This window comes from Variovorax sp. GW821-FHT10B04, assembly GCF_059415645.1.
In genome coordinates, this window is record NZ_JBWKNQ010000009.1 from 176172 (window position 1) to 191530 (window position 15359).

A 15359-nucleotide genomic window follows, 5' to 3' on the forward strand; every position below is an offset into this window, starting at 1 on the left:
TGCAAGCTGCGATCAGCTCAGCTTGCCGTGGCATTGCTTGAATTTCTTTCCGCTGCCGCAAGGGCACGGATCATTGCGGCCGACACGCGCGAAGGCGGCAGCCTCGGCGCTCAGTGCACCGGCAGCGGCACGGCGTTGGCTGTCCTCGTCGACACGCACTTCGACCTCGCCGGTCTCGGTCGGCGCGGTGTAGGTGATGTTGGAAATCGCATCGGCACGGACTTCCATGGTTTCCGCCGCCGCCTCGAGCTGCTCGCTCGACTGCACCCGCACCGTCATCAGCTGGCGCGTGACTTCGTTCTTGACCGAATCGAGCAACTGGCCGAACAGCTCGAACGCTTCGCGCTTGTATTCCTGCTTGGGCTGCTTCTGCGCATAGCCGCGCAAGTGGATGCCTTGGCGCAGATAGTCGAGCGACGCGAGGTGCTCGCGCCAGTGCGTGTCGATGCTCTGCAGCAGCACCATGCGCTCGAACTGCGTGAAGTTTTCCTGGCCGATCAGCGCCACCTTGGCGTCGAACACCTCGTTGGCCGTGGCCACGACCTTCTCGACGATCTCCTCGTCGGAAATGGCGGAAGCCGATTCGACCGTCGACTTGAGCGGCATGTCCAGGCCCCACTCGGCAGCCAGCGATTTTTCGAGACCGGCAAGATCCCACTGCTCCTCGACCGATTCCGAGGGCACGTACTGGCGGGCCAGATCGGTGAAGCAGCCTTCGCGCAGCGCACCGATCTGCGCCGTCAGATCGCCCGCGTCGAGGATGTCGTTGCGCTGCTGGTAGATCACCTTGCGCTGGTCGTTCGAGACGTCGTCGTACTCGAGCAGCTGCTTGCGAACGTCGAAGTTGCGCGCCTCGACCTTGCGCTGCGCGCTCTCGATACTGCGGGTGACGATGCCGGCTTCGATGGCCTCGCCGTCCGGCATCTTGAGCCGGTCCATGATGGCCTTGACGCGGTCGCCCGCGAAGATGCGCATCAGCGGATCGTCCAGGCTCAGATAGAAACGCGACGAACCCGGGTCGCCCTGGCGGCCCGAACGGCCACGCAACTGGTTGTCGATGCGCCGCGACTCATGACGCTCGGTCGCGATGATCCGCAGGCCGCCGAGCGCCTTGACCGCCTCGTGGTCCTTCGTCCATTCGGCGCGGATGCGGGCGACCTCTGCCTGCTTGGCAGCTTCGTCGAGCGCTTCGTTCGACTCGACGGCCTCGATCACCTTTTCGATGTTGCCGCCGAGCACAATGTCGGTGCCGCGACCGGCCATGTTGGTCGCGATCGTGATCATCTTGGCGCGACCGGCCTGCGCGACGATGTCGGCTTCACGGGCATGCTGCTTGGCGTTCAGCACCTGGTGCGGCAGGTCGGCCTTGGTCAGCAGGCCGTCGATGATCTCGGAGTTCTCGATCGACGACGTGCCCACCAGCACGGGCTGGCCGCGCTCGTAGCATTCGCGGATGTCCTGGATCGCGGCCTCGTACTTCTCGCGCGTCGTCTTGTAGACGCGGTCGAGCTGGTCGTCGCGCTTGCTGCCGCGGTTCGGCGGAATGATGACGGTCTCGAGGCCGTAGATTTCCTGGAACTCGTAGGCCTCGGTGTCGGCCGTACCGGTCATGCCGGCCAGCTTGTTGTACAGGCGGAAGTAGTTCTGGAAGGTGATCGATGCGAGCGTCTGGTTCTCGGCCTGGATCTCCACGCCTTCCTTGGCTTCGACCGCCTGGTGCAAGCCGTCGCTCCAGCGGCGGCCCGTCATCAGGCGTCCGGTGAATTCGTCGACGATGACCACTTCGCCCTGCTGCACCACATAGTGCTGGTCGCGGTGGTAGAGATGCCGGGCACGCAGCGCGGCATTGAGGTGGTGCATCAGCGTGATGTTGGCCGGGTCGTACAACGACGCGCCTTCAGGCAGCAGCTTGAACTCCGACAGCAGCTGCTCGGCCTTTTCATGGCCGTCCTCGGTCAGGAACACCTGGTGGGTCTTCTCGTCGACCGTGAAGTCGCCCGGGGTGATGATGCCCTGGCCGGAGATCGGATCGGCCTCGCCTTCCTGCTTGACCAGATGAGGCACCACCTTGTTGATCGCCAGGTAGGTGTCGGTGTGGTCCTCTGCCTGGCCGCTGATGATCAGCGGCGTGCGCGCTTCGTCGATCAGGATCGAGTCCACCTCGTCGACGATCGCGAAGTTCAGCTTGCGCTGGACCCGGTCGGACGCTTCGTAGACCATGTTGTCGCGCAGGTAGTCGAAGCCGTACTCGTTGTTCGTACCGTACGTGATGTCGCTGCCGTAGGCTTCCTGCTTCTCTTCCTTCGGCATCTGCGGCAGGTTGATGCCGACACTCAGGCCCAGGAAGTTGTAGAGGCGGCCCATCCATTTGGCATCGCGGCTGGCCAGGTAGTCGTTCACCGTGACCACGTGCACACCGTTGCCGGACAGCGCGTTCAGGTAGACCGGCAGCGTGGCGGTGAGCGTCTTGCCTTCACCGGTGCGCATTTCGGAAATCTTGCCGTTGTGCAGCGCCATGCCACCGAGCAGCTGAACGTCGAAGTGACGCATCTTCATGATGCGCTTGGAGCCTTCGCGCACCGTGGCGAAAGCTTCAGGAAGGATGTCGTCGAGCGACTCGCCCTTGGCCACGCGGTCCTTGAACTCCTGCGTCTTGGCGCGCAGTGCATCGTCGCTGAGTTTCTCGAAGCTCGGTTCGAGCGCGTTGATGCGTTCGACGGTCTTGCGATACTGCTTGAGAAGCCGGTCGTTGCGACTGCCGAAAATTTGAGTCAGGAAGTTGGTTGCCATGAGTGGAGGATCGACGCACACCCTGCTGAGCACAGGCGGCGGAGACCGAAATCCCTAAGATATGGTGTAAGCAAGTGGGCACACTACCCGGAAAAGCAAGCCAGAAAAGCAAGCGGCCCTGACGGCGCAGGCGCCGGCAAACCGCTGATTTTAGCCACTTGGACCATTTCCCCTGTTCTCGATGAATCGACGTTTTACCCCCTTCACGCTACAGCAGGCCGCCGACGGTTCACCCACGCTCGCAGGTCTGCTGGCGCGCGCGCGCGATGCGGGCGAGCGCCTCCGTGCCGTGGAGGAGTTGATACCCGTCGACATGCGCCCGGCTGTTCAGGCTGGTCCGGCGGAAGGCGACGTCTGGTGTCTTCTGGTCACCGGCAGCGCGGCGGCTGCCAAATTGCGGCAGCTCACGCCCATGCTGATACAGCGGCTGCGGAATCGGGGCTGGGAGGTGAGCAGCATCCGCCTCAAGGTCCAGGTGCGGCGCTGAGTGTCTTCGGCCGTGCGACGTAGAGCACGGCCAGCGGCTCGGACCGCCCGCGCACGTCCAGCATCTCGATCGGACCCAGCGCCCCGCCCTGCCCCGCCTGCTCCGCTGCAAACACCGACACCACCAGCCGCGCCCCCGCGCGCTTGGAGTGGTCCTGCAGCCGGCTGGCGGTGTTCACGACCTCGCCCACCGCGGTGAAGCTGGTGGTGTCCAGGTAGCCGACGTCACCCACCGCGGCGCGGCCCGCATGCAGACCCATGCCGAAGTCGAGCCCCTGGCCGAACTGCGACTCGAAGCCGGCTCGCCACGCCTCCATGCGCCGGTCGATTTCCGCGGCAGCGCGCAGTGCCTGCCGGCAGGCGGTGGACAGATCGGTCTCCAGGCCGAAGATGGCCATCACACTGTCACCGATGAATTGATTGGGAAGGCCACCGCACTCGGTCACGGCCTCGCCGACGATCGCGAAGTAGCGGTCCAGCACGTAGACGAGGTCTGCAGGCCATTGGCGCTCCGCCAGACCCGACCAGCGGCGCAAGTCGACGAACAGCACCGCCACGTCGCGCTCGCGCCCGAAACCTCGGGACGGCCGGGCGTTGCGACCAGAGATGGCGGGACCGAACAGCGGCGTGACAGCCAGATCCCCGGTCGGCCGCAACTGGCACGCCAGCCGCACGTCGCCCGGCGCGTGCACGCGCGCCAGTGTCCGGCTCTCGTCGCGCCCGGGTACGCCGGCATGCGCCGCGGGCCCTGACACATGGACGCGGCAGGTCGAACACCGCGCCCGCCCGCCGCACATCGACATGTGCGCGATGCGGTGAGCACGGCTGGCCTCGAGCACGCTCCAGCCGCGTGGCACGCGGATCTCACGCCCGGGGTAGCGCAGCGTGATCCATGCAGCCCCGGCCCGCAGCGAAAGCCGACGGCGGCACTCGATGGCGATCAGCAAGGTCAGCAACGCGCCGATGTAGAGGCCTTCGAAGCGGTGCTCCGCGGCCTCGAGCACTGCGCCCTGCGACGGCGTCGGCCCGCGCTGGACGGCGATACCTGTCCACTGCAGTTCGCGGCCCATCGACACGAAGCCCAGCGCCGCCAGCACGGGCAGCAACACCGCAGCGGCAAGCAGCACGGGGGCGGATCGCCGGTAGCCGCGGCGCGCCCGGAGCGCGAGATGCAGGCCCAGGCAGCCATGTGCCCAAGCAGCGGCCATCATGGCCAGTTGAAAACTGGCGCTCTCTACGCTCCAGAGTCCACGCACGACACGTCCATAGGAGCCGTTCAACTCGAAGACTTCGTAGGCCCAGCGCATGGCCGTCAGGTGGCTGGCCAGAAGCAGGGGGAGCGAAAAGCCCAGCAGCAGGCGCACGGCCTCGATGGGCGGCATGCGCAGCGTCCGGCGCTCCCAGACCGCCCGCGCGGCCAGCGCCACGTGCACGCCAGCGGCGCCATAGAGCAGCACGGTTCCGGGCAGGCTGTGCCAGAAGGCACGCAGGCCGCCCAGCACGGTTTCGGCTGCCGTCAACGACACCAGGCCCAGCGCATGGTTGCCCAGATGCATCGCCGCATAGGCCATCAGCACGATGCCGCTCCACCAGCGCAGATTCCGGTACGAAAGCAGATTCGGGCGCGGTCGGGAACGGTGGTCCATGAATCGGTTCAAAGAGGACCCGAGCATAATCCGCGCGCCTCCCCGCCCCGACCTCCGACCTCATGGCCGACACACCGCACCGATCCACCCTGGCGCTTCGCCGCGTCGCACTGCTCGACGGCCTGCCGGATCAGCGGCTCGACCTGCTGGCCCAGCAATGCACGTGGCACAGCATGGCACCGCACCAGGCCTTGGCCACCCGTGCCGAGGACCGCTGCGAGGTGTACTTCCTTGTCTCAGGCTGCGTGCGCGTGACGACCTATTCCGCCAACGGCAGGCAGGTGACCTTTCGCGACTGCGCGACCGGCGAGCACTTCGGCGACATCGCTGCCATTGACGGCCTGCCGCGGTCAGCCGATGTGGTCGCGCTCGAATCCGGCGTGGTCGCCTGCCTTGCGCGCGAAGACTTCCTGGCCTTGTTGCGCGACGAGCCACGTGTCGCGCTGCGCGTGATGCACGGACTGGCGTCGCTCGTGCGGCAGTTGTCCGAGCGCGTGATCGATCTCAGCACGCTCGGCGTCCAGCATCGGCTGCACGTGGAGTTGCTGCGGCTTGCGCAGCAGGCCGGCACCCAGGACAACCGAGCCCGCCTGGACCCGTCGCCGCGGCATGCCGCACTGGCCGGCCAGATCAGCACCAACCGGGAACAGATCACCCGCGAGCTCAATGCGCTGCTGCGCGAAGGCCTGTTGGCCAAGGAAGCGAAAGCGCTGGTGATCACCGACGTGGCCGGTCTGGCCGCCAGGGTCTCGCAGGCCAGGGGCCACGCCGAGACCTGAGTTCGTCAGTTGAAACGTCCGGTCTTGCCGCCCACGCCGAGGCGGCCTGCGCCAAGCAGCATGACCGTCAATGCGCCGAACAGGAACAGCCCCTGCAGTTCCAACGACCATCCACCCTGCTTGCCCAGCGTGAACAGCGCGCTCATGTGCACCAGCGCAAAGGCCATGAGCATGTTGAAGGCGACGATTGCAGCAGCCGCACGCGTCCAGAGGCCGGCGATCATCAGCAGCGGCGCGACCACTTCGCCGATGTAGACGAGGTAGCCGATGCCGCCCGGCAAGCCTGCCTTGGCCAACATGGCAACGACGAAACCGGGGCCGGTGGACAGCTTGTCGATGCCATGCAGCAGCACGAGCAGGCCGACGACCACGCGCAGCAACAGCTTGCCGGCATCGTCGAGGCGGGCCGCCGTGTGGGGACGGATCACGCCAAGCGTCGATGCGGCGGGGGTGGTGCTGGCGTTCAGGGTCGTCATGTCATGTCCTTCGAAAGGGTTGGAATGACCTGAAGCTTAGGGACGCGGTCGAGCACTGGATGTGCGCTGACGCACATGTTCGACCGGATAACTGGGAGGGATGAGAGAGAGGCCTGGCGACCGATCGCATGACGCGATCGAGGCCGGAAAAAGAATGGTGCCGCTTGTCGGAATCGAACTGACGACCTTCCGCTTACAAGGCGGGTGCTCTACCAACTGAGCTAAAGCGGCGTGGGTGCGGATTCTAGCTGCGGCCGGAAGGCCGCGGCCCGATCCCGATCACTTGATGCGCTTGAGCGATGGCCTCGCACCGCCTGCAGGCGGCCGCGGAGGCTCATCGTCGGGTGCATCGGGCGCAGGGCTTGCGGCATTCGATTCCTCGTCAGCCACCAGATGAACGACCTTGCCGGAATCGCCGCGCGATGACGGGCCGGATATTTCGACGGCGTCATCATCCGTCGCAAACGCGGGAGCAGAAGCCGGCACAGGCGCCGGAAACGCCATGCCCTGTCCGTTCTCGCGCGCGTAGATCGCGATCACTCGCCCGACAGGCACGCTGATCTCTCGCGCGCTGCCGGCAAAACGGGCCTTGAACTCGATGAAGTCATTGCCCAGTTTGAGTGAACTTGTCGCGTCGAAGCTGATGTTCAACACGATCTCGCCATTCTTGACGTACTCGCGCGGCACCTGGACGGTGTCGTCGACCTGTACGGCCACATAGGGCGTGAACCCGTTGTCCGTGCACCATTCGTACAGCGCACGAATGAGATACGGACGGGTCGACGACGATTCGAGCGCGTTGAGCATTACTTGCGCATGACCTTTTCGGATGGCGTCAGCGCCTCGATGTATGCCGGGCGCGAGAAGATGCGCTCAGCGTACTTCAGCAGCGGCGCCGCATTCTTGCTGAGGTCGATACCGTAGTAGTCGAGGCGCCAGAGCAGCGGCGCGATCGCCACGTCGAGCATCGAGAAGTTATCGCCCAGCATGTACTTGTTCTTCAGGAACACCGGCGCGAGTTGCGTCAGGCGGTCGCGGATGTGCGAGCGCGCCTTTTCGAGCGCCTTGTCGTTGCCCTTGACCGTGCGGTTCTCGAGCGTCGAGACGTGAACGAACAGTTCCTTCTCGAAGTTCAGCAGGAACAGGCGAACGCGAGCGCGATCGACCGGGTCGCCAGGCATCAGTTGCGGATGCGGGAAGCGCTCGTCGATGTACTCGTTGATGATGTTCGACTCGTACAGGATCAGGTCGCGCTCGACCAGGATCGGCACCTGACCGTACGGGTTCATCACGCTGATGTCTTCGGGCTTGTTATAGAGATCCACGTCGCGGATCTCGAAATCCATGCCCTTCTCGAACAGGACGAAGCGGCAACGGTGGGAAAACGGGCAGGTTGTACCTGAATACAAAACCATCATGGCGAGAGCCTCCTAAAAATCAAAAAGAGTGGGTCGCGTTGGCAACCCACTCCATGGGATCGGATGCGACGCATCCGATCGGCAACGAATTACTTGACGTCTTTCCAGTACGACGCGTTCAGGCGCCATACGAAGACCACCGCCATGGCAAGAAACAACAGCACCCACACGCCGATCCGCACGCGGGTGTTCTGTGCGGGTTCGGCCATCCATTGCAGGTAGCTGACGAGATCGCCAACAGCCTGATCGTATTGCAGGGGCGTCATGGTACCGGGCTTGATCTGCTCCCAGCCCTTGAACACTTCGACCTCATGGCCATGTTGCTCGACCTTGGTATAGACCGGGCGGCGTTCACCCTGAAGTTCCCACAGCACATGCGGCATGCCGACGCTCGGAAACACGAGGTTGTTCCAGCCGGTGGCCTTCGTTTCATCGCGGTAGTAGGTGCGCAGGTAGGTGTAGAGATAGTCCGCACCCGTTCCGCCATGGCCAGCACGCGAACGCGCGACCAAGGTCAGATCGGGCGGATTCGCACCGAACCATTCCTTGGCCTGCTTGGGATCGATGTTGGCCTTCATCGTTTCACCGACCTTGTCGGTGGTGAACAGCAGGTTGTCCTTGATCTGCTGCTCGGTCAGTCCGATGTCCTGCAGCCGGTTGAAACGCATGAAGGCGGCCGAATGGCAGCTCAGGCAATAGTTGACGAACAGCTTGGCACCGTTCTGCAGTGCGGCCAGGTCGTTGGTCTTGTTCGGCGCCTTGTCCCAGGCCAGACCTTCTTCATTCGCATGGGCACCGGCCATCAGGCCCAGCGCGGCGATCAACGTGAGGAGGAGTTTCTTCATTCTTGTATCTCCCCGTTCAGTGGGCCTTGAAGACCACACGTTCGGGGACTGGCTTGAACCGACCCTGTTGGCTCCACCACGGCATCAGCAGGAAGAAGCCGAAGTACAGCAGCGTTCCGATCTGCGAGATGGTCTGCGCGATGTCCAGCGCGAAAGAACCGATCACGAGGTTGCCCCAGACGCCCGGCGGCTGAATGCCCAGGTAGCCGAGGATCAGGAAGAAGAAAACGAACACGCCGTAGACCGCCTTGTGCCAGTCGGGCCGATAGCGAATCGACTTGACGGGGCTGTGGTCCAGCCAGGGCAGGAAGAACAGGATGATGACCGAGCCGCCCATCACCACCACGCCCCAGAACTTGGCGTCGAAGGACTTGAGCAGGAAGATGACGATGGCCGCCACGACAACGCCAGCAACCTTCAGCGCCGTACCGGACTTGCCCTTGATGAAATTCAGGATGGCCGCGATCGCGATGATCAGCGAGAAGACGTTGACCATGTCGTCGGTGGTCGCACGCAGCATCGAATAGAAGGGCGTGAAATACCAGACCGGCGCGATGTGGTTCGGCGTCTTCAGCGAATCGGCAGGGATGAAGTTGTTGTACTCGAGGAAGTAACCGCCGGCTTCGGGTGCAAAGAAGATCACCGCCGAGAAGATCGTGAGGAACACGACCACGCCGAAGATGTCATGCACCGTGTAGTACGGATGCGACGGGATGCCGTCGAGCGGATGGCCATCCGGGCCGCGCTTGGCCTTGATCTCGATGCCGTCGGGGTTGTTGGAGCCCACTTCGTGCAGTGCGATCAGATGCGCCACGACCAGGCCCAGCAGCACCAGTGGCACGGCGATCACATGGAAGCTGAAGAAGCGGTTGAGCGTGGCGTCGCTCACCACGTAGTCGCCACGGATCAGCAGGGCCAGGTCGGGGCCGATGAACGGAACGGCCGCGAACAGGTTCACGATCACCTGGGCGCCCCAGTAGCTCATCTGGCCCCAGGGGAGCAAATAGCCCATGAAGGCCTCGGCCATCAGGCACAGGAAGATGGCGCAGCCGAACACCCAGATCAGCTCACGCGGCTTGCGATAGCTGCCGTACATCAGCCCGCGGAACATGTGCAGGTAGACGACGATGAAGAAAGCCGAAGCGCCGGTCGAGTGGATGTAGCGGATCAGCCAGCCCCAGGGCACGTCGCGCATGATGTACTCGACCGAGGCGAACGCCTGCGCGGCGTCCGGCTTGTAGTGCATCACCAGGAAAATGCCGGTAACGATCTGGATCACCAGGACCAGCATCGCCAGCGAGCCGAAGATGTACCAGAAGTTGAAGTTCTTCGGCGCGTAGTACTTGCCCCACTGGTCGTTCCAGAGCTTGCTCAGCGGGAAGCGGTTGTCGACCCAGTTCAGCAGCTTCTCGCCGGTCGGCGCGTTCGGGGATATCTCGTGGAATTCAGCCATGTTCTTCTTTTGCCTCAGGCTTTCTTGTCTTCACCGATCAGCAGGCGCGTATCGGACAGGTACATGTGCGGCGGCACCGGGAGATTGTCCGGCGCAGGCTTGTTCTTGAAGACACGGCCGGCCAGGTCGAAAGTCGAACCATGGCAGGGGCAAAGGAACCCACCCTCCCAGTCGCTGGGCAGAGATGGCTGCGGACCCGCCTGAAACCTGTCGGTGGGCGAGCAGCCGAGATGCGTGCAGATGCCGACGACCACGAGCACTTCGGGCTTGATCGAGCGGTTTTCATTCTGCGCATAAGCCGGCGTGAACTCGTCCGGATGGCGTTTCGATTGGGGGTCCGCGAGCTGTCCGTCGAGCTTGGGCAGTTCCGCGATCTGCTCGGGCGAGCGCTTGAGAATCCAGACCGGCTTTCCACGCCACTCGACGGTCATCTTCTCGCCCACCTTGAGCGAGGCGATGTCCACCTCCACCGGCGCCCCTGCTGCCTTCGCCTTTTCCGAAGGCTGGAAGGTGCTGACGAACGGGACGGCCGTCGCCACGCCTCCCACCACGCCTGCGCAACTGGATGCAATCAGCCAAGTCCGCTTGCTTTTGTCGATCCGGGGTGCTCCGACGGGGATGTCACTCATGGGGTCCTCATTCTTATCGCTGGGGCTGGGGTCTCAGCCGGCGATTGTAGCGGAGCGATACAAGCGAATTCAACGACCCAAGTCACGTCGGAAGCAGGCAGGCCGGGCCTTGGCAGGCCATTCAGGGTCCCGGGAACGCTGCGTTTTAAGCGCTCAGTGAGCGTGCCATGCGTATCGCTTCGATGAGACTGGATGCGTCCGCCACGCCCCGCCCGGCAATGTCGAATGCGGTCCCATGGTCGGGGCTGGTGCGCACCAGCGGCAGCCCGAGCGTGACGTTGACGCCCTTCTCGACGCCCAGATACTTCACCGGAATGAGTCCCTGGTCGTGATACATCGCGATCACGACATCGAACTCCCCGGACTTAGTCGACGTGGCACGGGCGCGCATGAACACCGTGTCAGGCGCATACGGCCCCTGCACGTCGATGCCGTCTGCCTGCGCACATGCGATGGCAGGGGCGATGATTTCCAGTTCCTCGCTACCGAACAGCCCGCCCTCGCCCGCATGCGGATTGAGCCCGGCCACGCCGATGCGCGGTGCGCGGCCCAGGGCGGCCAGCAGCGCACGATGGGCGATCCGGATCGTCGCGAGCACGTTCTCCTCCGTCACACCGAGGATCGCCTGGCGCAGCGACATGTGGATGCTGACGAGCACGGTGCGCAATTCGTCGTTGGCCAGCATCATGCGCACCGGCGTCTCGGCGATCGTGCGATGGAGATGGACCGCAGCTTCGGCCTGCAACAGTTCGGTGTGCCCGGGAAACGGGAAGCCTGCAGCAGACAACGACTCCTTGTGCAGTGGTGCCGTGACGATCGCGGACACCTCGCCCGCCAGCGCGGCGCGGGCGGCCCAGACCACGGCGTCGCCGGCCGCGCGGCCGGCTTCGGCGCTGATCTCGCCCAGCACGACGCCCTCCACGGGCGCGATGGCCTGCAGCACGGGCACGCAATGCGACGGCACGCGCAAGACTTCATCCGCGCCGCCCAGTTGCACGACCGGCAATGCCAGTCGGCCCGGCCGGCCCAGCGCCTGGCTGGCGCGCCGCAGCGTGCCCACATCGCCCACCACGAAGCAGCCCCGCGTCAGCTCGGGCGCATCGCGGAAGGCCTTGACGATGATTTCCGGACCAATGCCGGCAGGGTCGCCGGCGGTGATGGCGATGGGTTTCAACGGCTTGTGCGGCTAGGCCGGGTTGTCGATGTCGATGAATTCGTGCGCCATCCCGAGCCGGGAGGCCACATGAGCGGCCACGGCGGGCGCGCCGTAGCGCTCCGTTGCGTGGTGTCCGCAGGCCAGAAAGGCCACGCCGGTCTCGCGCGCATAGTGCGCCTGCGGCTCGGAAATCTCGCCGGTGATGAAGGCATCGGCGCCGGCCGCGATCGCCGCTTCGAAATACCCCTGGGCACCACCGGTGCACCAGGCGATGCGCCGGATCGGACGCGAGCCGCCGCCGACAACGGTGGGCACACGCTTCAGCACGGCACCGGCATGCGCGGCCAGCGCAGCGGCATCTGCAAAGGTGCAGCCGTCCGCTCGCGTGCCCATGAAGCCCAGTTGATGCTCGCCGAATCGCCCGTCGGCGCCAGCGTCCGCCACCAGGCCCAGTTGCAGGCCGAGCTGCGCGTTGTTGCCCAGCTCGGGATGGGCATCGAGCGGCAGGTGATAGGCGAAGAGGTTGATGTCGTGGCCAAGCAGCAATCCGAGGCGTTGACGCATCCAGCCGGTCACGCGACCATCCTGGCCCCGCCAGAACAGACCGTGGTGCACGAAGATCGCATCGGCGCCTGCCTCGATCGCCGCTTCGATCAGCGCGCGGCTCGCCGTCACGCCTGACACGATCTTGCGAACCGTCGTGCGGCCCTCGACCTGGAGCCCATTCGGGCCGTAGTCCTTGAAGCGCTCAGGCGACAGCAGCAGGTCGAAGGCGTTCAGCAGTTCGTGGCGGGTGATGCTCATCCTGCGATTTTGGACCCGACGGGCGCCGCGCGCATCGCATGGCCGCGCGCAGCCATCGGCAGCAGGCCGAGCACGAAACCGAGTGCAGCCAGGGCGCCGACGTAATGGGCAGGCGCCATCACGTCATGCTGCAGCCAGACCGTCAGGATCACCGGCGTCAGGCCACCGAAGATCGCGTACGACATGTTGTAGGCGAACGAAAGGCCGGAAAAGCGTACGGGCGCCGGAAACGAACGGACAGCCGCGATCGGCACCGTGGCGATCGACCCCACGAACAAACCCGCCAGGCCGTAGTGCCACACCAGCGACGACGGCGTGCCCGGCAGGCCGGTATAGAACAGATAGGACGTGATCAGCAGGCCGCCCCATCCGATCAGCATCACGGGCCGCGTGCCGATCCGGTCGCTGGCCCAGCCCACGATGACGCAGCCGATCGTCAGCATCAACGTCGCCACGGCGTTCGCCTCGAGCGCCAGCGTCGCCGGAATGTGATGGACCTTCTGAAGGTAGGTCGGCGTGTAGAGCACGACCACCACGATCGCCGCCGACAGCACCCAGGTCAGCAGCCCCACGAACAGGCTGGCGCCACGGTGATCGCGCACGATCGTCTTCAGCGGGAGCTCGCGGGCCACGTTGCGGCGCTCGGCCAGCTCCTGGAACACCGGCGTCTCGTGCAGGAAACGGCGCAGATACACCGAAATGAGGCCGAACACGCCGCCCATGATGAACGGGATGCGCCAGGCGAAGCCGCTGACTTCCGCAGGCGTGTAGTGCGCGTTGATCGCCACGGCCACCAGCGAGCCCAGCAGGATCCCGCCCGTGATGCCGGAGGTGAGCGTGCCGACCGCGAAGCCATACCGGCGCGCAGGTACGTGCTCTGCAACGAAGACCCAGGCCCCGGGCATTTCTCCGCCGATCGCGACACCCTGCAGTACGCGCATCGCCAGCAGCAGCAGCGGTGCCGCAACGCCGATCGAGGCATAGGTCGGCAGCAAGCCGATGACCAGCGTCGGCGCCGCCATCAGGAAGATCGACAGCGTGAACATCCGCTTGCGGCCGAGGATGTCGCCGAAGTGCGCGATCACGATGCCGCCGACCGGGCGAGCGAGGTAACCGGCCGCAAAGATGCCGAAGGTCTGCAACTGGCGAAGCCAGTCGGGCATGTCGGCCGGGAAGAACAGCGCCCCCAGAACGGTGGCGAAGAAGACGTAGATGACGAAGTCGTAGAACTCGAGCGTGCCACCCAGCGCCGAGAGTGCCAGCGTCTTGTAGTCGCGCTGGCCGAGCGTACGGCCGGACGCGCCCGCGGCGCCGTCGGCAAAGGCTTTTGCAGTCATGGAAACAAAGAAACGGAAAGCAGGATTTGCGGCTCGCGAACGAGGCCGGCAGCGAATGCGGATGCGGCGTTCGCAGCAGGTCGTGCGTGCCGCGCCGAAGTGAGCCTTGTGGGGCGTTCGGATGCAGAGCCGGCAATTTTAAGGGTTTCCCCTCTCCATGGCATGGCCACCGATCTCTTGCCCCCGTCGCCAGCATGCGTTAGCGCCCCGACGTTGATGGACAATTACGCTCCGCACCGCTCAGGCGCTGCGCGCACGTCCTTTCATTCGCCACATTCGCACCCTTCATGAAACGCACCTGGCTGCTGTTCACCCAAGCCGTGACCGTCCTGCTCGCGGCTTATTTCGTGGTTTCCACGCTCAAGCCGGAATGGCTCAATCGGCGCACATCGCTGGGCGGGCTCGTATCGGTCGTCGAAGCCCCGAGCACGGGCGCAGCGTCGACGGCGCCCGGCAGCCTGAGCGGGGCCGCCAGGAAAGCCTCACCCGCCGTGGTGAGCATCAACACGAGCAAGGCGGCACGCCGCAACCCGCGCAGCAACGACCCCTGGTTCCGCTTCTTCTTCGGTGACCAGGGCGTGGACCAGCCCCAGGTCGGCCTCGGCAGCGGCGTGATCGTGAGTGCGGACGGCTACATCCTGACCAACAACCACGTGGTCGAGGGCGCCGACGAGATCGAGGTGACGCTCAACGACAGCCGGCATGCGCGTGGCAAGGTGATCGGCACCGATCCCGACACCGACCTCGCGGTCCTGAAGATCGAATTGGACAAACTGCCGGTGATCGTGCTCGGCAATTCCGACGCGCTGCAGGTCGGCGACCAGGTGCTTGCGATCGGCAACCCGTTCGGCGTCGGCCAGACCGTGACCAGCGGCATCGTCTCGGCACTGGGACGCAACCAGCTCGGAATCAACATGTTCGAAAACTTCATCCAGACGGATGCAGCGATCAACCCTGGCAACTCGGGCGGTGCGCTGATCGACGTCAATGGAAACCTCGAGGGCATCAACACGGCGATCTATTCGCGTTCCGGCGGCAGCATGGGCATCGGCTTTGCGATTCCGGTGTCGATGGCCAAGAAGGTGCTCAGCGACATCGTGACCGAAGGCAAGGTCACGCGCGGCTGGATCGGTGTCGAGCCGAACGACCTGTCGCCCGAACTGGCCGAGACTTTTGGCGTGAAGGCCAGCGCCGGCGTGATCATCACCGGCGTGCTGCAGAACGGCCCGGCGGCAAAGGCCGGCATCCGGCCCGGCGACGTGATCACACAGGTTGGCGAAGACAAGGTCGACAACGTCCAGGAGCTCCTGACGGCCGTGGCCGGCCTGCGGCCGGGCGAAGGCTCCCGATTCGCACTGCAACGCGGCAGCGATCGGATGGAGCTGAATGTCACGCCCGGAACACGGCCCAAGACACAGATCCAGCGTACGCCTGCCGAGACGGAATAAGAGGAACAGAGAAACGAAAAAGCGCGCCGGGAGGCGCGCTTTTCATGATCCTGGCCAAGGGCCTGTACCGGCTACTGCTGCTGCTGCAACCC

Annotated in this window: 14 protein-coding genes and 1 tRNA gene; 3 read left to right on the forward strand and 12 right to left on the reverse strand. The window is 64.7% G+C overall.

All coding sequences use genetic code 11. The annotated features are described in order from the left end of the window. Positions 1–12: 12 nt before the first annotated feature. Positions 13–2790, reverse strand: coding sequence for a preprotein translocase subunit SecA (gene secA, locus AC07PZ_RS22030; protein WP_495297274.1), 2778 nt, complete (start codon positions 2788–2790; stop codon positions 13–15). A 181-nt stretch (positions 2791–2971) separates the two neighbouring features. Between secA and AC07PZ_RS22035 the strand changes: the two genes are divergently transcribed. After that, positions 2972–3277, forward strand: coding sequence for a hypothetical protein (locus AC07PZ_RS22035; protein ID WP_495297275.1), 306 nt, complete (start codon positions 2972–2974; stop codon positions 3275–3277). On the opposite strand, the gene AC07PZ_RS22040 is transcribed toward AC07PZ_RS22035, so the two are convergent. Beyond that, positions 3255–4922: an adenylate/guanylate cyclase domain-containing protein gene (locus AC07PZ_RS22040; RefSeq protein ID WP_495297276.1), complete on the reverse strand. Its 1668-nt coding sequence runs from the start codon at positions 4920–4922 to the stop codon at positions 3255–3257. The two genes, AC07PZ_RS22035 and AC07PZ_RS22040, sit on opposite strands and share 23 nt — an antisense overlap. Before the next feature lie 62 nt (positions 4923–4984). Between AC07PZ_RS22040 and AC07PZ_RS22045 the strand changes: the two genes are divergently transcribed. Further along, complete coding sequence (locus AC07PZ_RS22045) at positions 4985–5701, forward strand: Crp/Fnr family transcriptional regulator (RefSeq protein WP_495297277.1); 717 nt, start codon at positions 4985–4987, stop codon at positions 5699–5701. A gap of 5 nt (positions 5702–5706) precedes the next feature. Here AC07PZ_RS22045 and AC07PZ_RS22050 read toward each other — a convergent pair whose 3' ends face one another. The 10 genes from AC07PZ_RS22050 to AC07PZ_RS22095 all read right to left on the reverse strand — a co-directional run bounded on the left by AC07PZ_RS22050 (position 5707) and on the right by AC07PZ_RS22095 (position 13819). Next, entirely contained in the window at positions 5707–6177 is a 471-nt protein-coding gene (locus tag AC07PZ_RS22050) for a DoxX family protein (protein WP_495297278.1), read from the reverse strand. Positions 6178–6332: 155 nt separating this feature from the next. Then, a tRNA-Thr gene (locus AC07PZ_RS22055) sits at positions 6333–6408 on the reverse strand. A gap of 48 nt (positions 6409–6456) precedes the next feature. Then, positions 6457–6984 (reverse strand): ClpXP protease specificity-enhancing factor, encoded by a 528-nt coding sequence (locus AC07PZ_RS22060; RefSeq protein ID WP_495297279.1) that lies wholly within the window; start codon positions 6982–6984, stop codon positions 6457–6459. Further along, positions 6984–7595, reverse strand: a complete 612-nt coding sequence (locus tag AC07PZ_RS22065) for a glutathione S-transferase N-terminal domain-containing protein (RefSeq protein WP_187108071.1) — start codon at positions 7593–7595, stop codon at positions 6984–6986. The genes AC07PZ_RS22060 and AC07PZ_RS22065 overlap by 1 nt, the downstream gene beginning before the upstream one ends. Positions 7596–7684: 89 nt before the next feature. Next, the gene (locus AC07PZ_RS22070) at positions 7685–8440 is read right to left on the reverse strand and encodes a cytochrome c1 (protein WP_495297280.1); all 756 of its coding nucleotides are present in this window, start codon (positions 8438–8440) and stop codon (positions 7685–7687) included. Positions 8441–8456: 16 nt separating this feature from the next. Beyond that, positions 8457–9893 carry a cytochrome b gene (locus AC07PZ_RS22075; protein ID WP_495297281.1) on the reverse strand — a complete coding sequence of 479 codons (1437 nt, stop codon included), beginning with the start codon at positions 9891–9893 and terminating at the stop codon, positions 8457–8459. A 14-nt stretch (positions 9894–9907) separates the two neighbouring features. After that, positions 9908–10522: a ubiquinol-cytochrome c reductase iron-sulfur subunit gene (petA, locus tag AC07PZ_RS22080; RefSeq protein WP_495297282.1), complete on the reverse strand. Its 615-nt coding sequence runs from the start codon at positions 10520–10522 to the stop codon at positions 9908–9910. 145 nt (positions 10523–10667) lie between these two features. Then, positions 10668–11696 carry a 4-hydroxythreonine-4-phosphate dehydrogenase PdxA gene (gene pdxA, locus AC07PZ_RS22085; protein WP_495297283.1) on the reverse strand — a complete coding sequence of 343 codons (1029 nt, stop codon included), beginning with the start codon at positions 11694–11696 and terminating at the stop codon, positions 10668–10670. Between the two features lie 12 nt (positions 11697–11708). Further along, the gene (locus tag AC07PZ_RS22090) at positions 11709–12482 is read right to left on the reverse strand and encodes a Nif3-like dinuclear metal center hexameric protein (protein WP_495297284.1); all 774 of its coding nucleotides are present in this window, start codon (positions 12480–12482) and stop codon (positions 11709–11711) included. Further along, a complete protein-coding gene (locus tag AC07PZ_RS22095; protein WP_495297285.1) occupies positions 12479–13819 on the reverse strand; it encodes an MFS transporter in 1341 nt (446 codons plus the stop codon). The genes AC07PZ_RS22090 and AC07PZ_RS22095 overlap by 4 nt, the downstream gene beginning before the upstream one ends. Before the next feature lie 287 nt (positions 13820–14106). On the opposite strand from AC07PZ_RS22095, the gene AC07PZ_RS22100 reads away from it, so the two are divergent. Beyond that, on the forward strand, positions 14107–15267 hold the full coding sequence (locus AC07PZ_RS22100; protein WP_495297286.1) for a trypsin-like peptidase domain-containing protein: 1161 nt from the start codon (positions 14107–14109) through the stop codon (positions 15265–15267). The last annotated feature ends 92 nt before the right edge of the window (positions 15268–15359 follow it).